The 22,955-nt window shown below is 42.5% G+C and carries 19 protein-coding genes; 7 read left to right on the top strand and 12 right to left on the bottom strand.

Annotated elements, in window-relative coordinates; all coding sequences use genetic code 11:
- Window positions 1–997: 997 nt before the first annotated feature.
- From AC5JPY_RS10620 to AC5JPY_RS10600, 5 genes are all read left to right on the top strand, one after another.
- Complete coding sequence (locus tag AC5JPY_RS10620) at window positions 998–1,441, top strand: Panacea domain-containing protein (RefSeq protein WP_493852436.1); 444 nt, start codon at window positions 998–1,000, stop codon at window positions 1,439–1,441.
- The gene (locus tag AC5JPY_RS10615) at window positions 1,428–2,576 is read left to right on the top strand and encodes a RelA/SpoT-related domain-containing protein (protein WP_493852435.1); all 1,149 of its coding nucleotides are present in this window, start codon (window positions 1,428–1,430) and stop codon (window positions 2,574–2,576) included. The genes AC5JPY_RS10620 and AC5JPY_RS10615 overlap by 14 nt, the downstream gene beginning before the upstream one ends.
- 1,221 nt (window positions 2,577–3,797) lie before the next feature.
- Window positions 3,798–4,691, top strand: a complete 894-nt coding sequence (locus tag AC5JPY_RS10610; RefSeq protein ID WP_493852434.1) for a hypothetical protein — start codon at window positions 3,798–3,800, stop codon at window positions 4,689–4,691.
- A gap of 100 nt (window positions 4,692–4,791) precedes the next feature.
- Entirely contained in the window at window positions 4,792–4,971 is a 180-nt protein-coding gene (locus tag AC5JPY_RS10605) for a hypothetical protein (protein WP_493852433.1), read from the top strand.
- Window positions 4,972–5,073: 102 nt separating this feature from the next.
- Window positions 5,074–6,039, top strand: a complete 966-nt coding sequence (locus tag AC5JPY_RS10600; RefSeq protein ID WP_493852432.1) for a DUF1853 family protein — start codon at window positions 5,074–5,076, stop codon at window positions 6,037–6,039.
- A 149-nt stretch (window positions 6,040–6,188) separates the two neighbouring features.
- Here AC5JPY_RS10600 and AC5JPY_RS10595 read toward each other — a convergent pair whose 3' ends face one another.
- The 8 genes from AC5JPY_RS10595 to AC5JPY_RS10560 form a co-directional block, all read right to left on the bottom strand.
- Window positions 6,189–6,722 (bottom strand): DUF2726 domain-containing protein, encoded by a 534-nt coding sequence (locus AC5JPY_RS10595; protein WP_319051728.1) that lies wholly within the window; start codon window positions 6,720–6,722, stop codon window positions 6,189–6,191.
- 304 nt (window positions 6,723–7,026) lie between these two features.
- A complete protein-coding gene (locus tag AC5JPY_RS10590) occupies window positions 7,027–8,280 on the bottom strand; it encodes a LysM peptidoglycan-binding domain-containing protein (RefSeq protein WP_493852431.1) in 1,254 nt (417 codons plus the stop codon).
- Window positions 8,281–8,455: 175 nt separating this feature from the next.
- A complete protein-coding gene (locus AC5JPY_RS10585; protein ID WP_493852430.1) occupies window positions 8,456–9,814 on the bottom strand; it encodes a bifunctional folylpolyglutamate synthase/dihydrofolate synthase in 1,359 nt (452 codons plus the stop codon).
- A 181-nt stretch (window positions 9,815–9,995) separates the two neighbouring features.
- The gene (gene accD, locus AC5JPY_RS10580; RefSeq protein WP_319051791.1) at window positions 9,996–10,940 is read right to left on the bottom strand and encodes an acetyl-CoA carboxylase, carboxyltransferase subunit beta; all 945 of its coding nucleotides are present in this window, start codon (window positions 10,938–10,940) and stop codon (window positions 9,996–9,998) included.
- A gap of 380 nt (window positions 10,941–11,320) precedes the next feature.
- Entirely contained in the window at window positions 11,321–12,145 is an 825-nt protein-coding gene (trpA, locus tag AC5JPY_RS10575) for a tryptophan synthase subunit alpha (protein ID WP_493852429.1), read from the bottom strand.
- Window positions 12,146–12,169: 24 nt separating this feature from the next.
- The gene (locus AC5JPY_RS10570) at window positions 12,170–12,658 is read right to left on the bottom strand and encodes an HNH endonuclease (RefSeq protein WP_493852428.1); all 489 of its coding nucleotides are present in this window, start codon (window positions 12,656–12,658) and stop codon (window positions 12,170–12,172) included.
- A gap of 157 nt (window positions 12,659–12,815) precedes the next feature.
- Complete coding sequence (trpB, locus tag AC5JPY_RS10565; protein WP_319051732.1) at window positions 12,816–14,090, bottom strand: tryptophan synthase subunit beta; 1,275 nt, start codon at window positions 14,088–14,090, stop codon at window positions 12,816–12,818.
- A 130-nt stretch (window positions 14,091–14,220) separates the two neighbouring features.
- Entirely contained in the window at window positions 14,221–14,973 is a 753-nt protein-coding gene (locus AC5JPY_RS10560) for a phosphoribosylanthranilate isomerase (RefSeq protein WP_493852427.1), read from the bottom strand.
- A 181-nt stretch (window positions 14,974–15,154) separates the two neighbouring features.
- Here AC5JPY_RS10560 and AC5JPY_RS10555 point away from each other — a divergent pair, with 181 nt between their 5' ends.
- On the top strand, window positions 15,155–16,777 hold the full coding sequence (locus AC5JPY_RS10555) for a cryptochrome/photolyase family protein (protein WP_493852426.1): 1,623 nt from the start codon (window positions 15,155–15,157) through the stop codon (window positions 16,775–16,777).
- 22 nt (window positions 16,778–16,799) lie between these two features.
- On the opposite strand, the gene AC5JPY_RS10550 is transcribed toward AC5JPY_RS10555, so the two are convergent.
- The gene (locus AC5JPY_RS10550) at window positions 16,800–17,540 is read right to left on the bottom strand and encodes a DUF4230 domain-containing protein (RefSeq protein WP_493852425.1); all 741 of its coding nucleotides are present in this window, start codon (window positions 17,538–17,540) and stop codon (window positions 16,800–16,802) included.
- Between the two features lie 578 nt (window positions 17,541–18,118).
- Between AC5JPY_RS10550 and AC5JPY_RS10545 the strand changes: the two genes are divergently transcribed.
- Window positions 18,119–19,837 (top strand): proline--tRNA ligase, encoded by a 1,719-nt coding sequence (locus AC5JPY_RS10545; RefSeq protein ID WP_493852424.1) that lies wholly within the window; start codon window positions 18,119–18,121, stop codon window positions 19,835–19,837.
- Between the two features lie 100 nt (window positions 19,838–19,937).
- Here the strand turns inward: AC5JPY_RS10545 and queF are convergent, their stop codons facing one another.
- The 3 genes from queF to AC5JPY_RS10530 form a co-directional block, all read right to left on the bottom strand.
- Window positions 19,938–20,822, bottom strand: a complete 885-nt coding sequence (gene queF, locus AC5JPY_RS10540) for an NADPH-dependent 7-cyano-7-deazaguanine reductase QueF (protein ID WP_493852423.1) — start codon at window positions 20,820–20,822, stop codon at window positions 19,938–19,940.
- An 89-nt stretch (window positions 20,823–20,911) separates the two neighbouring features.
- The gene (locus tag AC5JPY_RS10535; RefSeq protein WP_319051792.1) at window positions 20,912–21,685 is read right to left on the bottom strand and encodes an ABC transporter permease; all 774 of its coding nucleotides are present in this window, start codon (window positions 21,683–21,685) and stop codon (window positions 20,912–20,914) included.
- A gap of 29 nt (window positions 21,686–21,714) precedes the next feature.
- A complete protein-coding gene (locus tag AC5JPY_RS10530) occupies window positions 21,715–22,677 on the bottom strand; it encodes an ABC transporter ATP-binding protein (RefSeq protein ID WP_493852422.1) in 963 nt (320 codons plus the stop codon).
- Window positions 22,678–22,955 lie beyond the last annotated feature (278 nt).

Here is a 22,955-nt window from a genome sequence, read left to right as displayed (position 1 = left end):
AATGTATAGCTACAAAATGAATTTAGTTTTACCAAGTTTTACCGATTTTAAAAAAATAATAAGGATTACTATAGTGCAAAGCATTGCTATTATTAGCTTATAGCGGAATTATATCAATGAAATAGGTTAGAGCCGTAAAACAAGATAGATGAGCAAAGCACAGGTGCGTATTAAGCATGATTTAGGTTAACTATTTAGATACGGATTGATAAAAAGTTAATGGAGCGCAGACACTTACCAATCATGTGCTACAAGGCAATTTTAGGGCTAAATTATAGTAGAGCTGTAATGGGTCAAAGATAACCCCAAAGGTGGGAGGATCAAACATGATTTAGGTTTACGTGAGTTTTCGGACATCTTAGGAAGAGATAGATGTGTCCAGATTTGGATGTATCCATTCAGGGACTAATTGACTTTTTTGAGTCCATAGAAATGGCTGTGATTATGCATGTTAAGCAGGTCACAGCGAGGGCTTTATAAGATATACTCCAACTGTTGGAATCCAAATAGTGTCCAAACTATACCAATAATTTTGACCACTACATGTGATAGCCATTGATCTTGTTAAGATTATATAATTTTCTTAATGATTTAGATAACCTTGAGAGATAATCACCATGCCAGCACTAGCCACAGCATCAAACCTTGGTCATCATTCAAAATTAAGAATATCGTACTATTAGGTGAAAAAATAGTCTCAGTTTTGAGTATATCTTGATCGCCAGCTACAACTGGATATGTTCGCTAAGTGTTAATATTTTAGCTACAAATTCATAGCTGTCTATATCATGTTCATGATATAATGTACAGCTTAAAAAAATTGAAGATATATTTTAGTTTGATCTACCTACTTCGAATTGAAGTTACATTATATTTACCTTTTCTAAATGTACTCTTTAAATATTTTAGCATATTGTAGAATATATGCCCTTCCAGTTGTAACTTCCTCAATGTCTCTTTCTTCTAAATATTCGCTAATCAACCTAAGGAGGTTATTATGAAATATTCAGCTATTGCTATTGCAAATGCTTTCATTGAAAAAGCAAATTATGGAAAAATGCATAACTTAACCCCTATGAAGTTGCAAAAGTTAATGTTTTTTGCTCAAACATGGTATTTAAAATCATATCAAACACCTTTGTTTGATGGGTATTTTGAGCGTTGGCAATATGGTCCTGTCTTACCTGAAATCTATCATGAGTTTAAAAAGTTCGGTGCTAGCAGTATAAGCTCTTTAGGTTTAGATATGTGGAATGAACCTCAAGCTATTGATCCAAACGATCGTCATGTAATCAGTTTTTTGGATAAAATAGTTGATACTTATGGCGGTTATAGTGGCATGGAGCTATCTTGGATGACACATCAACCAGAAACTGCATGGTCGAAAGGAAGTCTGAACACGCTTATCAATCTGCAAGATATGTTAGATGGCAAAGTTTGATAACGTAATTATGAATCTAGAAATAAAAACAGAGTTTGATGATGTTAAAAAGAGTGTCGCTTCAGAAGAAGCGCCACTCTCTTTGTTTGTATCTAAAAAAGATATTAGAAAGGCAGGGGATGTTATACGTTCTTGCAGAAAGGAAGATAAAGACAAAGAAGAGTATAGTGAGGCACTTCTTAAACTTAAGCAGTATAGAGAAAACCATACATTAGCCCTTCAGAAGTTTGCTCCGTTATTAGAAAGTAAATTAAAGCGCTTAGGATTGTTAGAAAGCAGTATTGTTTCTTCTCGTGTTAAAAGACTCGACTCCATAATGATAAAGCTAGACAGAATGCCTAGAATGCAATTGTCGAGAATGGATGATTTAGCTGGTGTTAGAATAATTTTAACTAATATGAATGATCTAAATGATTTTATTAATGATGAAAATGATTGTGAAATTTTAAGAGCAGTTTGCATAGACGAAGAAATTAAAACTAATGATCGCATCAAAAAGCCAAAGTCTGATGGCTATAGAGGGGTTCATCAAATTTTTAAATGTGAAATATCTGATGGTAAGTTTGTTAGGATAGAGTTGCAGATACGTACCAAAATTCAACATGAATGGGCAACCACTGTAGAAATTCTAGGTTCGTTAAAACGCATCTCATTTAAGACTGGAAAAGGTGATGAGCAGTACAAATCTTTTTTTCTTCTTACAAGCGCACTATTCTCAAAAGCAGAAGGGGAATTGTTACCTGAGAGCTGCGAGCAATTAACAAAATTTGAAATATGTACCGAATTGAATAAGCTTGACGAAGAACTAAAAATTATTGAGAAGCTGAAAGAGGTAGGTAGGACATTCAAGGACATTATTTCTGTACCTTTACAAGATGACTCTAAGATCAAATGTTATCTAATACAGTTAGACTTAGAGTCTCATGAAACTAGGGTATTGCCTTATAGTGACGAGCAGAGAGCTAACGAAAACTATGCACAACTGGAGAAAAAGCACCAAGACAGCGATAGGTTCGATGTGGTGTTAGTATCAGTAGATAATGTTAATGAGGCTTACCCAAATTACTTCCTAAATAGTGAGGACTTTATTAGTAGGTACAATCAGCTGTTATCTGAAGGCTTAAAAGTAGATTAGCTTATTATCTTTAATAACTTTCCCTATCATAACTTTATATGTTCTTTATCCAATGAGCTCAAAATTTAGGATAAACTTTCGACTCCCCTAAATGGAGAAGTTCCTAAGCTGGAAATGTAATTCAAATAAAGCGGTCACACTAAAATCCAAACTAGATAAACTATTTGAGATAAAGGCATAAGCTTTCGAAAAAATAATCTTGAATTCCTCCTTAAAGCAAGTATAGATTGAAACTTGATCTAAGGTACATTTTCATATAACAAGCTATTCACCTTCCTAAGAACAACCATCTTTAGCTATCAACTCTTATATCTTCTCTTCGTTATTTCCTACCACACCACTTTCAACGGACATTTTCACATGTATCAATTTGACTTCATATACGCAAGTTTGCTCACATTTATCTAAAGCATCCCAACTTTTTAGAGCCCATAAAAAGAGGGGGGATTTTGCGACAAGTGAGCGCCTTTTTTGTAATACGTAAAAAATTACTGATTAGTTACCCCCAAGCTTGGGGAACGCAGATAAGTGCAATCTTGCGCCTAACCACCAATGGAGTTTATCCAGTTTTGGATTAATCAATAACAGCCATTGGCGCGAATTACCAGACGCACATAAAACGTGCGATATTTGCACCTATCAAAATGGTACTCAACGAGCGCGTGCAATCATTAGCAATTAAACCCCATGCAAACAAAAAGCAACCCCCTAAATTTTTAATTACTCGGACGCATAAAAACTACTTAGGCAGCGGTCACCGCTTGCCAAGTCCTGAACAATTACACCGCCCTACCGTGTTGAGAAATGTTGAAACGGCAAACAGTAAAAATAATTACAAAATAATATCCAATGAAGCAGCAAACAGCTAAAAAAGGGCATTATCAAAAACTATTGTTGGTATTATTGTTGGTATTATTGTTGGTATTATTGTTGGTATCGTCAATATTAAAAACAATAAACCCTATATATTTCAAGGCATACGGAATTTACTTTACTTCCTGCCGTTCCGACCAAACATAGCAGTAAAGAGAAAAGCCAATCATTGTTTTCAATGGTTGGCTTTTTTTTGTGCTAAATTTGATTGGTAGTTATATGATACTTCATTGAGCAATGAATAATAGAAACTCTGTAAGGCTAGGACTAATTACCCGAACGACAGCTATTTACACACTCTTATGCTGTCACTGCCTTGCACCTACTTTGATTTAAGGGTGTAGGGGTGTGAATGTGAAAGGTTATGTATCACTAGATGAAATGATAGCAATAACAGAAAATAAAATTAAAGGCTCAATCTTTGAAATATTAGGAACTGAGAAATTTTTACAAAAAACCTTAGACAATGGAGAAATAACCCCAGTTTACCGTTTCGAAGGTTATATTGTTACGCAAGCTAAAGTTGATAATAACTTTTATGGTAAACATGAGAATATTCAAAATAAGTGGTACGTTGATGGTTACTTTCGCGATGACCATTCACTATTTATGAGGGGTGCTTTTTCTACCAACACAAACAAAGACAGTTGGAAGTCTGTTTTTAGAAATTTAGATAATAATAAGTTTATATTAAAACAAAATGCTGGGATTATTTTACATATAAATGATTCCAAGTATTTTGGTACTTATGAAGCAGAGGTCCTTAATAGAGTTGATTCAGAAGGCAAGATTTATTTAACGGGCTGGCACGCTAACCTATTTAACGAAAAACCAGTTTATGAAGGTACTTTCGGTCATGAAGATTTGAAAGACACAATTATCATTGAAAGAGAAGATGTCTATATTGATATTAAGGAATTAAGCAAAGTTTTAAACCTAAAACCTTCCGCTTATGATTTGACCCTTGATAAGCCAAAAGTTATTAAAGAACTATACATAGATAGCAAGGTAACTCAAATGAACAAACCGACTGATGACGAACCAACACATCATAAAAGCGTAGGTTCTATGCAAGCCTTAGTGACTACACTTATTAAAATGGCAGAATATGACAAAGCAGATCTAGCCGACCCTTACGGAGAACTTAATAAACTTATTCAAGCTAAGGCTGAGGTGTTAGGACTCTCTGTTAAAAAAGACTTCATCGCAAAATGGCTAAAGAAAGCTGATGAAGTTCTATAGAACTTTGCCATTTTCTATATAGAACTATCGAACGACCTTACTTCATAAACTAGCAACCATAAGCCGCAACAATTAAGTTATGGCAAGTATGGAGCTAAACATGACACAGCAAGATCCTACCCCACTTCATTCAGAACAACAGCCACCGCATAACGCTCCTAGTTACTTATTAAAGTGGCTACTACCAGTACTAAAAACCATACTCAGTATCCTTTTACCTTACCTGCTATCACCCCCTGATATCAACATCCATATCCATTACATTAATATCGTATTTTAACGCCAAGAGACTGAGCACTACCCTAGCAGATACTTGTCATCTATAGACTTTTATAGAGCGAGCCGTTAGGGTAAATGCTACATCTTTACACTGGTTTATTCTATGTCAGACTCTCTCATTCAGCCTACCTCCATGCGCTCTACAGACCACGCACCTTGGGAGCGTTACCGCCGACCTTATGTGCGCGATTTGGCTTATGTACTGGCGTGTCCCAATGTTTTAACGCAGTGGCTAGACTTTGCTCCGCATCAGAATACACATACGGTTGCTGTACATAGTGCGCAATTTTGGCAGGCGCAGTTTGAGGCGTATGAGAATAGACTCACAGAGTTAGACACCACTACCGCCTACCAAGAACTGACTCGCTATTTACTCAAGCGTTCTAGTCCCAATCGCTTGGGCTTTCATTTTGAAGGGTTATTGTCATTTTGGTTAGAGGATGGCTATGCGCGTAACCTGCATCCGTATGAGACACTGGCGAATAATGTGCAGCTGTATAATGGTAAGCAGACGGTCGGTGAACTTGATTTGATTTTATACAATCATGCAGAGAATCTGGTCGAACATTGGGAACTGGCGATTAAATTCTTTATGGGGTCTGCGCCGTTTGAACCTGAGAACTGGGTGGGGATCAACTCCAACGATAATCTACAACGCAAGATGACGCACATGCAGACTAAGCAGTTCCGAGCGGTGTGGGTAGATACTGAAGATCAAGGAAAGGTAAAAATCGATAAGCGCTATGGTGTGATAAAAGGACGATTCTTTTTACCGATTAACACGACTGACCTTGGCGATTATGAGTGGCCTTTGTGGCTTACACCCAGCTTTCCGATACATGAATGGTGTGACAAGAGGGACAAGGCAGGTCTTGCTACGATTGACATTACAGCTTTGCGAGCTGCGCATTATATTGAGTGGTTTACTCAGCGCAGCTTTTACAATGACCGTCAGCAGCAGCTAGGTTGGTCAGATAGCGAGTTACCTAGGACAGGTTTGTACTTTGAGGGTGATAGACCCATCGTCATTTACCCAAGACGGCTGAACTCAGACACAGAATCAGAATAAAACCCAGATTAAATCGATAAACCAACTTAGTTAGCTTAGGTAGATTAAAGGCTAATAGCTCAAACAGTACTGTAATAAGGAACATGGTTTGGACGGTATGGCTTAAATAACAATATTGTTTCAAGCGTCAGATCTATTTAATGAGCTACTCAATAACTCTCGATGACTTGCATCAGCTCATATCTCAGCATATCGGCACTCGGCATACGCTCAGCGTGAAAACGGACAATAGCGATACCTGCACTCGCAAGGGCTTTGTCTTTTTTGTCATCGGCTTTTTGCCGCGCTTTACTATTGTGAGTCCAGTCATCCAGCTCAATAGCAAGCAGCGTGGTCTGAGCATCAATATCTACAATCACATAATCAACACTCTGACGACAGATACGATTGAACCAAAAGCTGCGCTCAGATGTCTCATCACTATTGGCTTCAATGATTCGTGACAGCTGAACTTGTACAAATATATGATACTCAGGCAGTGCATTTTTTAGTTTATTAAAAAATATGACCTCGGTATCTGTCATGATCGGCATCGGTGCAAATGGCCAGATGGCCAGCTCGTCGCCGCGCACAGGCTTTGGGTCAGGCTCAACGACTGGGCGTCGTCTGGCTGACAGTTTCGGTAACGTAATCAGCCCTAAAAACCCAACGGCCAATATTAAAAATATAACGCCAAATGACATGGTTTTACCTTATACAATATGAATATGATCTGTCAGTAATTTGCATCAAATGACATCAATGACTGACCAATCACAACGCGGCAACCTGTATAGGCTGACAAGTTATACAAAAACAAATAATAAAATGGTGCTCATCGTACCCAAGCTTACCTCAATCGGCAAACAATAAAACAAAAAACACGACAGTAGATGTCGTGTTTTGATAAATCAGTAGATGTTAGACCAGCACATATTAGCTCGGTATCATGAAGCGTGTTTCATTTATCCCAACACAACTGCATCGCTACGCCTTTTAGTCTATGGCTTAACGCCAGTATAGTACCCAAGCACTCGTCGTGTTGACATTCGGATCGCTATTGATCTTGTCTTTTAGTGCCAATGCAGCAACTTTGCCGCGTTCAGGACCGACGACAACACGTACGCCACGACTGGTAGGGCTGGTCTTTACTTGATAGCCTGCGGATTGGAATGTTTTCGCTAATTGGTCTGCTTTGGCTTGGTTATCCGCTAACGCCACTTGTACTCCAAAGCTACCTTTTGCATCGGTCTCTTTTACTTCTTTACGCGCTTCGCTAAGTTTTTGCTGGGCATCACGTTTGGCATCGGCAGATTTCTTCGCAAGCGCTTCTTCTTGTTCGCGCTTCTTCTCACGCGCCTGCTCAGCTGCTACCGCTTCACGCTCTAGACGTTGTACTTGGCTACGAGATGGTATAGTGATTTCTTGACCCAGCTGCAGTGAGGTCGATGGTGAGATATTATTTGCTTGAGCCAATACTTCGACAGGCATATTGTACTGCCTTGCCAGTTTAATCAGTCCATCACCTTTTTTTACTTGATAATCAGAGGGCGATTTTGGTGGTTCGTTTTTAGCCGCTTCGGCTGCTTCCCGCTTTTTTTCAGCGGCTGCTTGCACCTCAGCTTGCTTTTTAGCTTCAGCCTGTCTCTTTGCTTCTGCTTCTTTTTTACTCTCTGCCAGTTTTTTGGCTGCGGCTTGCTCTTGAGCCTCTTGCTGCTTTTTCGCCTTTGCTTCTTTTACTGCATCGTCCGCGGCTTTGATCAATTTATCAGCATCTTGTACTTCTTTGCTTGTCGCATTACTTTGCGTGTTGGTTGCATCTGCTGAATCATCGGTCTGCTCACTCGTCGCAGCAATGTTCTGCACATACTGCTGACTCTCGGCACGGGCTTTGGCCAGTGCTTCTGCTTCAGCAACTTCTTGCTCGGTCAAAAACTCTTTTGCACGCTTTTCTTGCTCTGCGACACGCGCAGCCCGTTCTTTTTGCTTTTGCGCAAGGATGCGTTTTTCTGTCTCTATATCAGTCGTTAGCGGCTGCGGCGCCTCTTCTTCAACACTTGGCTTTTCTATCAGCGCGGTTGCAGGCTCTAGCTGATTGCTCTCACCGATCTGCTGCACCATGGCGTATAGCATCACGCTACCGCCTAGAATCATCCCAATGCCCAATAAGGCTTGTCTCGAAAAGTTCATCCGTTTACGTCTCTTAGTTGGTGATAAGGTTGATTGGGCGGTGCTTTGACTGTCTTGTATCAATAGTACCATTGATACAAGACATATCGCTTGCCGCCAGTTAATGCCATCAGTGTTCAAGATTTGTGCCGACTATCGCCTACCAGTCTTACAAATCATTTTGATTATAAAGCATATTTTTTGTGCTGTCTGCTATCCGGCTACGACTAAGATTAACATTAAACCGGCGTGATTTTAACTTAAATTATCATATGGTAAGTGCACTCAATGCCTCGCCAATGGTATGAAACGAACCACATACTACAATGAGGTCTTGCGGTTGGCTGGCCTCTACCACTGTATGAGTCGCTGCGTGCAAACCATCGAACTCATGGATGTTGTCGCTATCAATATACTTAGCCAACACACCCTCTAGCTGCTCAGTGCTCGCAGCACGTGGATAGTCAATCTCAGCCAAATACCAATCACTAATCGGTAGACCTGCTTGAGTCAGACGCTGCACCACCATATCGATGTCTTTATCACCCAACATAGAGAACAGCATGTTTATCTTTGGCATACCTTTATCAGTTTGGCTGCTATGTTTTGCCACATGCTGCTGCCAAAATGGTAGCAATTGCGCGATTAAAAACTCAACGCCTTGCTCATTGTGCGCCACATCAAACAACCAATGTCGACCATGACTCTCACGATGGTCGAAGCGCCCAGCCAGTTTGACCGTTTGTAGCGCGTGCTCAATAGCGCTGATATTAACCTTTAGCGGGCTTGCGAGCACTGCCGATAGGGCATTGGCCGTATTTGTCAAGGATAGTGCAGGACGAGGTAATTGCAGGGTGACAGCCACATTGCTGTATTGCCAAGTCGTTGAGTCAATATCGCGGTAGCTGAAATCTTGTCCAATCTGATAGCAAGTTGCCTGCTGGGTATCGATGGATTTTTGCACGCTAGACGGCATTTCAGTAGCTCCATAAATAAGAGGAATGCCTTGTCGTAAGATACCTGCTTTTTCGCGTCCGATATCCTCGACATTATCACCTAGCCAGTCGACATGATCGATACCAATATTGGTAATTACCGCCATATCAGGATCGATGATATTGATGACATCAAGCCTGCCACCGAGCCCCACCTCTAACACCCAAACATCACAGTCAGCCTCAGCGAATATCAGTAGTGCTGCAAGCGTTGTCATCTCAAAAAACGACAAGGTCAAATCACACGCTAAGCGAGCTGACTCTACCTTACTAAATGCGTGGATCAGTGTCTCGTCGCTGACCATTTCGTCATTGATACGCACGCGCTCGTTAAAGACACTAAGATGTGGAGACTGGTATAGCGCTGTCTTATAACCTGCGGCTTTACACATTTCAGCGATGACAGCGGTCGTAGAGCCTTTACCATTGGTGCCTGCTACAGTGAAAACATAAGCATCATCTTTGGCTGACTGTACTACGCCTAGCGCTTCGGCGACAGGCAGGACGCGTGACAGTCCCATATCTATCGCAGACACATGTATTTGCTGCATATAGTTTAGCCATTCGGTCAAGCTAGCCAAGCCAACTTTGTCGTTAGGGCTACTAAGATTAGACGCTAAAAAATCAGACATGAATAAAACCTATATAAAATTTGATAAGAGATAAACTATGTGTGTTGGCTAAAACCAAAAATAGCATTTACCGTGCAATGACGATAAATGCTATTAGGGGTCTTGCATATGCTGTAGATAGTAGCACGCAGCTATGCGGTTATGCACTCAATAAATGGCTCAGACTACCAAGCCATTCATGCTACTGAGCATCTACGTTCGGTACGCGGCATAGTTTTGCGAGCAAACGATAGATCGTATCAATCAGTTGATGACGATGCACCACTTCATCTACCACACCGTGCTCTAACAAGAACTCAGCGCGCTGAAATGGCTCTTCTAATGTCTCACGAACGGTCTGCTCGATCACACGCTTACCAGCAAAGCCGATCATGGCTTTTGGTTCTGCTAAATGGATATCACCCAGCATCGCAAGCGACGCCGTGACACCGCCGTAGACAGGATTGGTCAATACTACAATATATGGAATACCAGCGATTTTTAAGCGTTCAATCGCCGCTGCTGTGCGTGCCATTTGCATCAATGACAACAGACCCTCTTGCATACGCGCACCGCCCGAGGCTGCAAAACAAACCAAAGGTATCTTTTGCTCTAGCGCCTTTTCGGCAGCTTGGACAAACCGATCACCAACGACTGATCCCATCGAGCCACCCATAAAGCGAAAATCAAAGGCACAAGCGACGATATCAAGATTACGCAGTTTGCCATACATAGCAACCAGCGCTTCAGACTCACCTGTTTTTTCTTGTGCTTCACTCATACGTGCAGGATACGGCTTACTGTCCACAAAGCTCAACGGGTCTTTTGCCGTGAACTCTTGACCAGTCTCCCCATCTACTTGGTCAAGTAACCAGTTCAAGCGCTCACGAGCACTCATTGGTAGATGATGATCACAATGCGGGCACACATAACAGTTAAAAATTAGTGCTGTATTAGTAATCATCGAGTGACAGTTACTGCACTTAGTTGACGGCTCAGTCTCTACTGCCGTCAGTGGTGCAGTCAGTTGCTGCTTGATACCCGGGATAGGACGATTGAACCATGACTGCTTGCCTGTGTTATTTGGCTCAGCGTTAGCAGTATTGTTTTCAGATTTTGTTATTGTATCAGTCATATTATTTGCCATCATAAAAGGCTTATTGACAAGTTTGCTCATTGGCTTGTCATTGAGAGTGTAATGGTCATCTAAACAAAGCGTCAAACCCAGTCACAACATGAGCAGTTATGCGACATATCAGAGGTTAAGCTAATATGTCGGTACTCTGGCGGTATGCTTGTTGATAGACGATGCAATTATGAGGATAATCACTCACAATACACTGCTATCAGACGCCATATAATAATCATGTTAGTTTACACTCGTAAACTAAATTTAGCAAAGTCATTTAGTATTGTCTTCACGTAAAGCACTTGAGTAAAGTCTTTAAGAAGACAATAGCGACGATTTGACTTTGCCGTTTCAAATAACTATTCCTTCAGATAACAGCAATGCTAAAACAATAGCTACTAAGCAATTAAACTGTCCAGCGCACTACGTAGCTCATCCATTTTTTCCATGATTCTCTGCTGGGCATTGGCAACTGCCGCGGTATCGTTGGCATCAATATCTGCAAAATTCTGTACCAACGCACTACCCACGATGACACCATCGGCATGAGTACCGATTGCTTTTGCAGAGGCACCATCACGGATGCCGAAACCGACGCATACTGGCAGGTCTGTCTCTGCTTTAATCGCTTGAACTTGCGTGGCAACATCATCTGTATCTAGGGTGGCTGAACCAGTCACGCCTTTTAGCGATACGTAATATATATAACCGCCACAATGGGTCAATACCTGCTCACGGCGCTCAGGCAACGTCGTTGGCGATAGCAAGAAAATCTCATTCATCGCATGGTCAGTTAGATGCTGAGTGAAACTGCCCGCCTCAGCTGGTGGCAAATCTACCATCAATAAACCGTCAACACCTGACTGCTCACATAGTGCCACAAAGTTGTCATAGCCGATAATCTCTACAGGGTTGAGATAACCCATCAAGATAATTGGCGTCTGCGTATCCGTTTGACGGAACTCTGCGACCATCTTAAGCGCATCGCGCGTACTGGTACCTGCTGCTAATGCACGCTCACCAGCCAATGCAACAGTCGGACCATCTGCCATTGGGTCAGAGAACGGTAAGCCAACTTCGATCATATCTGCGCCATGCTTGACCAAGTCATGCAGTAGACCGACAGTGGTTGCAGGGTTAGGGTCACCTGCCATCACGTAAGGAATCAAGGCTTTTTTGTTTTGTGATTTTAAGGTTTCAAAGGTACTTTCAATTCGGGTCATAGTGTTCTCTTAATTATTATCAAATTAATTCGTAGTTATAAAGTCACGCAATATACGCATCTTTTCTACTGACTGATCAAAGTTAGCTTTAGCTTCAACTATAATAGCTTCCATTCTAGCCAATATTTCTGAATCTATTTGACTCATAGTTGACTGTTCTTGCCATGTCTCTATCTTTGCTACTCGTTCCATATAAACATTATCAGATAAGTTCTTACACTTATTAATCAAAAATTCACGCCATTGCGTCTCTCTTTTTTCATCGCCATTACAAATGTGACATGCCAATACAAAGTTATAGATATCATTGCTACCACCATCTTGAACCGCTAATAGATGATCAAGATGTCCCTGACGACTATTAGGGTCAATATCTACGTCACAATACGCACAACAATTACTAAAATAACACCATATTTTCTGTTTTTGCGTTTTATTCGGATGTGAATCTACGATCTGAAGCAAACTACGTTTAATCTGGTTTTTTGCCATAGAAGGTGTGACTTTTGCCATCAACCTATACCTCTTGTAGGTAGAAAATAGGATAGAGAGAGTTCAGTAGTTGAAGACTATAAGATTTCATTAGCTATATTATTTAGCCTTCTACTTTTTTAGTAGAAGGCATTACGATCAATTATAGAAGATAATTACTTATTTAAAATACTCGTTACTACATCTCAATCCCTTCTGCCTTCATGACTGAATGCAGATCCTTGTCACCACGACCTGACATATTAACGACGATCGTCTGATCAGGGGTCATGGTTTTAGCCAGCTTCAATGCATAAGCGACGGCATGAGCAGTCTCAAGCGCAGGGATGATACCTTCTTTACGCGTGGCTTCATGGAAACCTTCTAGCGCTTCTTTATCAGTACAGCCAACATACTCAACACGCTTCATGTCTTTTAGGAAGCTGTGTTCTGGGCCAACACCAGGATAGTCAAGACCCGCTGAGATAGAATGCGTCTCTTGAATCTGACCATCATCATCTGCCATTAGGTAGGTGCGGTTACCATGCAATACACCGATACGACCAGCAGCTAATGGCGCAGAGTGACGACCTGACTCGATACCATCGCCCGTGGCTTCGACGCCATACATTTTGACATCAGTGTCGTTTAGGAAATCAAAGAACAGACCAATAGCGTTTGAGCCACCACCCACACAAGCGACCAATGCATCAGGAAGCTTGCCTGTTTTTTCTAAATGCTGGATACGGGCTTCTTTACCAATAATCGCTTGGAAATCACGAACCAATAGCGGATAAGGGTGAGGCCCTGCCACCGTACCGATAATATAATAGGTGCTATCTACATTAGTTACCCAGTCACGCATGGCTTCGTTCATTGCGTCTTTGAGCGTACGTGAGCCAGAGGTCACAGGCACAACTGTCGCACCAAGCAAGCGCATACGATAGACGTTCATCTTTTGGCGCTCGACATCGTCGGCACCCATATAGACGATACATTCTAGTCCTAGGCGTGCTGCAATCGTTGCCGTCGCGACACCATGCTGTCCTGCGCCAGTTTCAGCAATAATGCGTTTCTTACCGCACATTTTGGCAAGCAATGCCTGACCGATCGTATTGTTTACTTTGTGCGCGCCTGTATGGTTAAGGTCTTCACGCTTAAAGTAAATTTGCGCTCCGCCAATTTCATCGCTTAGACGCTTGGCATGATACAACGGTGTTGGACGACCGACATAATTGACCAAATCGTTGTGATACTCTTCCCAAAACGCTGGATCTGCTTTGACTTTGGTGTAGAGCGTCTCTAGTTCTTCTAGGGCAGCCATTAGCGTCTCAGAGACAAAACGGCCACCATGTACACCAAAGTGTCCACGTACGTCGGGATACTGGTTAAAGTCCTGTACATTTTCAGGATTGGTAAAGGTGTTTACAGACTGTGCTGTATCAGATAAATCTTTATTAGCGACATGACTCATGATAATTCCTACTGTAATAAGTGGTATTTTTTAGAATAAATATAAAGGGAAAAATAAGATTCGAACAGAAAGATCGGAATAACGATCAGATAAGCCTATTATATATAGAAAATCACCTATCATAAAAAACTTAAGCGACGTCAGTGACCGTTTCGTTTTGCCATCGGTCACGCTTGACTGCTTTCATAAAGGCACGCATTTTGGCAGCGTCTTTTTTGCCCTTATCACTCTCGATGCCGCCACTGACATCGACGCCATAGATGGACAGATTAGAAGTTTCTGCAACGTTCTGCGCATCGAGACCACCAGCCAATATAACTGGCAGCGTACTGTCTTGTGGAATAAGGCTCCAGTCAAAGCGCTGTCCTGTACCGCCGTATGCCGCTTGATGATAAGCATCTAACAAAATACTACTGGCACCTGCACTAGCAAACTGTGCGATCCGAGCACGAACGCTATCGGGCGTGTCTTGCTCTGCATTGATACGTAGCGCCTTGATCCAGCGTTTATTGACCATGCTTGCCAGCTGCGCGCATTGTTCAGCCGTTTCGTCACCATGGAACTGAATGATATCAAAAGGTACATCGTTTGCTAATTTGACTAGCTCATCTTCAGGCATATTGACCACTAACGCCACAACGCTCACAAAAGCAGGCACGGCAGTGCTTAGAATTTGTGCTTGCTCTATCGTGACCGCACGTGGACTTGGCGGATAAAACACCAAACCGACCGCGTCAGCACCTAACTGTGCCGCCGTCTGAATATCACTAAGCTGAGTAAACCCGCAAAACTTAACGTGCATGTCGTGACCTTTGATTTTTGGTACTTTTTCTTTCTTAAGACTGATGATTTCTTTAGAACTGCTTATCTTTTGAGACTTCATCTTCCTAAGCATGACACTGATTATAACGGTGTCAGATAGGTTTGAGCTAAAGGTAAATCGTTAGATATGATGATGATTTGTTACTCAAACGGCAAAGCCATTGCATCCAAAAACTTATCCTAGCATACTTTTATCACCAGTTTTGTTTATGATTGCGATTGATTAATATAGGGATACTTTGATGTCTAAGACTACTAACAACAGTGGTAGCAATAATAAGAATAGCGACAGTAGCAGTAGCGATAGTCCGTTGCATTACTTAATGTGGTTTCGTCGGGACCTACGCCTTCATGATAATACCGCATTGGCAGCGCTGTGCGAACGCGCTAATGAGGACAATGCATCAGTATCTGCTGTGTTTTTTTTGACACCTGAGCAGTGGCAAGAGCATGACACTTCTCTTGTCCAAGTCGATCATATTATTCGCACCTTGCCTAATCTAGCAAAGGACTTGCAATCAAAACTCAATATTACCTTGATCGTACAGCTCTGTCCTAGTTTCTCTGACTGTATAGAGGCTCTAACAAGCTTATGCAGTAACAATGATATCAGCTGCGTTATGGCCAATCATGAGTATGAGGGCAATGAGATCGATCGTGATGAGCAGGTAAAAGGCCAGCTTGCAAAAGACGACATCGAGTTCGTCCGATGGCATGATCAGTGTATTTTACCACCGCTGAGCATTACGACCAACGACGGCGACAGTATGTATAAAGTCTTCACGCCGTTTTATAAGAAATGGCGACATACCTTGGACGTGAGCACCATCCAGATGCATGATGCATCAGCGGTCGACTGCGATGATAAGCTCAATCTAAAATCGTCAAAACATATGGCGACTACAATCGATGATATCGAAACACTCAGTAAAAAAATACTCAATGATTATCAAAAAACGCTAGAGAAAGAAGACTCATTAGCGCATATCGATATAGAAACCCAGTTGACTGCCGCAAGAGACGCCTATCCTGCAGGCGAATCTGCTGCTTGCCAGCGTGTAGAGGCATTTATCGCTGATGATATCAATGATTATGATGTCAGCCGTGATGTACCACATCTGCATGCTACCAGTCAGCTATCGGCTTATCTCACTATAGGCTCTATCAGCCCTAGATTCTGCTATCTACAAGCAAGCAAAGCTCAAGAAGAACTGCACGGCAATGATAGCGATAATGAAGACATCAACCGCTGGATAAGTGAGCTTGCATGGCGCGACTTCTATCGTCATGTGCTGGTTGACAAGCCCAACCTGATTCGTCACAAAGCGTACAAAGAAGACACCGATACCAAAGTCAGTTGGTCATACGATGAAGATGATTTTAAATCATGGTATACCGGCATGACCGGTGTGCCACTCGTTGATGCGGCAATGCGCTGCTTAAATGCGACTGGATTTATGCACAACCGATTGCGTATGGTCACAGCGATGTTTTTGACCAAGGACTTATTGATTGATTGGCGCTTAGGTGAGCGCTACTTTATGCAGCAGCTCATCGATGGTGACTTTGCGTCCAATAATGGCGGCTGGCAGTGGAGCGCGTCGACAGGTACCGACTCAGCGCCCTACTTCCGTATTATGAATCCTTTTAGCCAAGGCAGTACGCATGACAAAAAAGCATTGTTCATCAAAACATGGCTACCGGAACTAAAAGATATCCCCGCGAGCACCTTGCATAGTGAAGACAAAATGCGTAAAGCACTGTCAGAAGATGGGGAGTTTGCCGATGTTGATTACCCTGCGCCAATGGTCGAACACAAATCAGTCCGAAAACTGGCCATCGCTGAATTCAAGAAAGAAGCTTAAGTTTAAGAAAACAACCAACAGACTAGCTATTCGTAGTTGCGGGCAACTGACAGGCGCCTGCACCCTGCGTGGTCACCGTCACAATAGCACCTGTCAATGTAAATAACTGCTGCAATTGCGTTTGGGCATTTTGCAGCGCCGTATTCATCACGTCGCCTCTGCAAGCACGCTCTAGCACCTCTGCTTTTGCCATACGCTGTGCTTCATCCAGTATCTTAGGATCGACCTGCATCATGCCAAAAGCACCAGTCTGCCAGTCATAAATCTCGATATCATCCAAATATACCGAAAATATCTCTGTAGGTGGTAAGGTAATATTGATTTGCGTCATAGTGGCAGCTGATGAGTTAGGATCAGCGACTTGCTCTTTATTCGTATCAGCTGGAGCAGGCTGTACCACTTGTACCATCTCAGGTGTTAGCGCACTCAGATCTACTCCTGCCTCTACGCGCCCATGAGCGATGAACAATGCTTTTTGTTCATCTTGCCATAGCTTCATCCAACTGCCCGGTCGCTCACTGGTAATCACGGTATCCACACTAAATGCAACGGTATGTAAACGGTTGAGCTGCTGAATTTGTGTCACCACGCCCTCTCGTGTGATGGTCTCTATTGGCTCTTCTTCTGTCACGTTTTGTGCACTATAAATAGCAAAAACGATTGCAGCCAAGCCAATGAGTAGTATCACCCAAGACATCGTAGCAATAGGTTTCTTGACTGGTTGATCGGTGCCATTGGTATGATTGGTATCAGGACTGTTCATAGAGACTCCCTTTATAGTATTGCATCGTTCTTATAAGACCAATGGTGCTGTAGAGCCAAAGCAAGTGCTCACGGTATAAATGCGACTATTGTGCAGTAGATTCAAGTAACGACTACCAATCCTCTACATAATATCTGGCGGAGCTGTCTACAAAGTGTCTTACGGTTTGCCATAAAATCATAGGGATAACTTAATTATTTGGCTGTTATCAGAGCCTTTACGTAGCGTTCGGTCTGAAAAGACAAAAAGTCATTGCGTCTTAGGCTAACTTTACCTAACATAGTCAGACTGTATGTATAAAATGTCAGCATAAGTGTGCTTCTCGGGTTTTGACCTGAGTATTTATCATGACTACTTTGCATTTCGACATCATGATATATCAGTCTAAATTTACCGCTCTATTACAAGAGTGGTTTTTACTAATGTGCTTTTACATGAGCATATTAGTAACTAGGAAATACCCTAGATTATTGCTAAGTAATAAAGGTAAGCTTGCGGCGGCAACGAAACGATTAGCCATACGCTCAACATCCTACTATTTCTTATTTTTTTATCGTTGATAAGGTTACGCTTTATTTATGAAAGCCAGTCAATTTTTATTTGCTACACTAAAAGAAACCCCAAGTGATGCTGACATCGCCTCAAGCCAATTGATGGTGCGTGCTGGTCTTATCCGTAAGATCGCTTCTGGGTTATATATTTGGTTGCCTATGGGTTTGCGCATCTTGCAAAAGGTCGAACGTATTGTTCGTGAAGAGATGCAAAATATTGGGGCGCAAGAAGTACTGATGCCAATGACTCAGCCAGCTGAGCTTTGGCAGACGACTGGACGTTTTGATGATTATGGTCCTGAGCTACTGCGTTTCAAAGACCGTCATGATCGCGACTTTGTGCTGGGTCCAACGCATGAAGAAGTCATCACCAACCTCGCACAAGGTGAGCTGCGTAGCTACAAGCAACTGCCTATAAGTTTCTTTCAGATTCAAAACAAATTCCGTGATGAGATTCGTCCGCGCTTCGGTGTGATGCGTGCACGCGAGTTCACTATGAAAGATGCCTATTCATTTCATGTGGATCAAACCTCATTGGCTAAAACTTATGATGACATGTATGACGCTTATACCCGTATCTTCACCCGTCTGGGTTTAGATTTCCGTGCGGTACAAGCAGATACAGGCTCTATTGGCGGGTTTGCCTCACATGAGTTTCATGTATTGGCAGATAGCGGCGAAGATGATATTGCGTTTTCGGACTCTTCTGATTATGCAGCCAACGTCGAGCTGGCTGAATCTGTCAGCACCGCTGAGCGTCAGACACCTAGCATGGAGCGCGAAGACGTACTAACAGAAAAGATGACCACTTGTAAAATGGTCGCTGAGCACTTAGACATCCCATTAGAAAACACGGTCAAAACATTAATCGTACACGGTCATACCGAAAATGATGAGCCACAGCTAATCGCTGTCGTATTGCGCGGCGATCATCAGCTCAATACGATCAAGGCTGAAAAGATTGAAGAAGCCAACGTTCCACTAACGCTCGCCTCTGACGAAGAGTTAAAGGCAGCGGGTCTGCATAAAGGCTATATCGGTGTCAATTTAGATATGCCAGTATTTGTTGATCGCTCAGCGGCAGCATTGTCAGATTTTGTTTGCGGTGCCAACGAAATCAATAAGCACACTATCGGTATGAACTGGGAACGTGACGCCAGCATCACGCGTGTCGTTGATGTACGCAATGTGCAAGAAGGTGACCCTTCTCCTGATGGTAAAGGTAGCCTAAAAATCAAACGTGGTATCGAAGTGGGTCATATCTTCCAATTGGGTGATAAGTATTCACAAGCGATGAATTGTACGGTTTCTGGTGAAGACGGCAAGCCTGTGACTCTCATGATGGGTTGCTACGGTATTGGCGTCAGTCGTATCATCGCTGCTGCAATCGAGCAGAACAACGATGACAATGGCATCATGTGGCCAAAAACGCCAACGGTTGATGACTCAATCGCACCTTTCGAAGTCGCTATCATACCGATGAAGTCAAAAGAAGAAACCGTTATGCAAACAGCAACAGCATTGTACGAAGAGCTGAAGTCTCAAGGTATCAATGTGCTGCTCGACGATCGTAACGAGCGTCCAGGCGTCAAGTTTGCTGATCTTGAGTTGATTGGTATTCCGCATCGTATTGTCGTCTCAGATCGTAACCTTGCAGAAGACAAGTACGAGTACGTCAACCGCCGCGAAGCTGAAAAACAGATGCTAAGCCGCGAAGAAGTCATGGCAAAAGTAACCAACAAATAGCAGTATCAATAATAACGATAAAAAAAGCGCCTATCTTATGAGATAGGCGCTTTTTTGTTGACTTAGCGTGGTTCGTACTCTAGCACTAGTAATGCCAGCGCTACTGACGAATCAAACGACTAGGCTTAGGTAATAGATCAATATCGCTTACACGGCAAGGATTGATATCGATACCGCCGCGGCGCGTATACCATGCGCGAACCATCAACTCGCTTGGCTGATAGTAACGGCTCAGGTCAGCAAATATCTGCTCAACACACTGCTCATGGAAGCCATTGTGCTGACGGAAGCTCAATATATAACGCAGCATATGAGCGTTATTAAAAGCCTTGTCAGTCGTTATGGATACGGCTAAAGTGCCCCAGTCTGGCTGATTGGTCACTGGGCAATTACTACGCAGTAGATTAGAATAAAAAGTATACGGCTGCGTACCATCACTTGCTATGCTTGTACCGCTCGCCTCTACTTCGTTAGTACTCAGCAATGACGCATCAGGATGCTCAGTTAACCTTACTTTCTCACTGCTATTCGCGAGAGCATCATCAATACAAACCCCTTCAGGCTGAGCAATCAGCAATCCTGTGGCCTTGTCATTTAAGTCGTCATTCAAGCCAAATAGCTCTACTTGTACGTCAGCTTGCAGACAGGCTGATAAGTCTTTGGCAATCAACGTCTGTACATCATTCCAGCTGGCAAACTCAGTAAAGTTAATACTATTCAAATACAACTTAAGTGACTTTGACTCTACGATAAATGGCGAGCTAGCAGGAATACCAAAGCGCGCAATCGCCACTTGCGAGATACCTTGTGTATTTAACCAAGACATCTCAAACGCCTGCCACCAATCCACACCAACCGTTAACTTGTCATCCTGCCAGCCAATCGCATCACGACCCATACTACGTGCAATAGGATATAGCGTCTCTGGACTATACTCTGTAGGATAGTCTGTGGTTTGCTCACCCAAGATACCGTGGATACTCATCTGTCTTCCTAATATTAAACTGTTAAAAACTTGCTATAACTAATACATTCAGTGGATAGTATCTGTACTACCCTTTTGCATCATGCATACTACAAGCGCACGCGCGAACCGTTGCTTAGTAAGCGATAAGCAATCGTATAGAATATCGCACAGAATACAAAAATCGCTGCCATCGAATACCAAACATTGACATCAGAATAGCCAAGAATCCCGTAGCGGAATGAGTTGACCATGTACACGATAGGATTCAGTAGCGAGACATTTTGCCAAAAAGGCGATAAGTTCTCCATCGAATAAAAAACACCACCAAGATAGGTCAATGGGGTTAATACAAAACTCGGTATGATAGAGATATCATCAAATGAGCGTGCAAACACCGCATTGATAAAACCGCCTAGTGAGAACAAAATCGACGTGCCAAGCACCGTAAACACCGTTACAAATAAATGCTCGATACCAAGATCGGTAAAGAATAACGCCACTATCGAAACAATGACCCCAATAGCCAGTCCGCGGAAAATACCACCGCTGATATAACCCATCAAAATGGCATGTTTGGATACAGGCGATACCAGTAACTCTTCAATACTAGATGTGAACTTGGCACTAAAAAAGCTCGACACCACGTTCGAGTAACTGTTGGTAATGATCGACATCATGATCAAACCAGGTACGATAAACTGCATGTATGGCACGCCGCCCATCTCACCCACACGCGAGCCAATCATCTTACCAAAGATGACAAAGTACAGACTCATCGTGATCACTGGCGGTAGTAACGTCTGCGGCCAAATACGCAAAATGCGGCGTACTTCTTTGAACCATATCGTACGAAACGCAATCCACTTTTTGCTCAATGACATGGTTTTATTATGATCGGTTAATTCCTGACTCATAATCCCGCCTCCTTCATGCTGTCTGCACTTTCAATATTTTTGTCTACCAAGCGCATAAACAACTCTTCTAATCGGTTGGCTTTATTACGCATACTTCCTACCTTAATGCCTTTATCAGACAACTGGTCAAAGACACCATTCAATGACTCGCCTTCTGTCAATGTGACTTCTAGTGTTTGCTCGTCCGGTTGTAATATGTCCGTCACCCCAGTCAAAGCCAACTGCTCAGTGAGCGGCGTGTCCAAATCAAAAACAAACGTCTCTACTGACAGCTGTGCCAACAAGTCTTTCATTTCTGTATTGATACGAATCTCACCATGATCCAAGATAGCAATGCGTTTACATAGCTGCTCCGCTTCCTCTAAATAATGAGTCGTCAAAATAATTGTAGTGTTTTCTTCGATGTTAATCTGCTGCATAAACTCCCACATGGAACGGCGCAGCTCGATATCAACACCCGCCGTTGGCTCATCAAGAATCAATAGCTTTGGTTTATGAATCAATGCTCGTGCGATCATCAGACGGCGCTTCATACCGCCGGACAGCTCACGTGATTTACTGTCGCGCTTATCCCACAGCCCAAGTGCGGTAAGTAGCCTTTTCGCCCGTGGTTTGGCTTCTTTGGCAGGAATACCGAAGTAACCCGCTTGAGTAATCAAGATATCTTCGACTTTTTCGAACATGTTAAAGTTAAACTCTTGCGGTACTACGCCAAGGTATTGCTTAGCAATCGAAGGGTTTTCTAGTAGATTTGTCCCAAAGATATGCACGCTGCCTGTGGTTGGTTTGAACAGTGAGCTAATAATACCAATCATCGTAGATTTACCTGCGCCGTTTGGGCCAAGCAGCGCAAAAAACCCACCTTGTGGTACCATTAGATCGACCCCTTTTAGAGCCGAAAAACCGTTATCGTAGGTCTTGGATAAGCCTTGGATAGAAAGTGCTGGTACATCAGACATGAAGACCTCTTTATTTGTTATCGGTGTATATAAAGTGCCATTTTAGAATAATAGGCTGTGTTGAACATTCGACTGTCATATGGGCAAAAGCCATATAGAAACGCAAGAGTATGAGAATGTTCAACACACTCTACTACCTAGAAGAGACGGTACAATCTCATAAAATGAGGCTACCAATGATGAATTTCAACTGCTTTATATTCGAAGTACCGTATTAATAATACTCATCATGAAAAAGCGCCTACCTCATTGCTGAAATAGGCGCTTTATAGATAACT

The sequence above is a fragment of the Psychrobacter sp. H27 genome, from assembly GCF_059072655.1.
The sequence above is the reverse complement of the archived record's forward strand: the minus strand, read 5'-3'. Positions and strand labels throughout refer to the sequence as shown.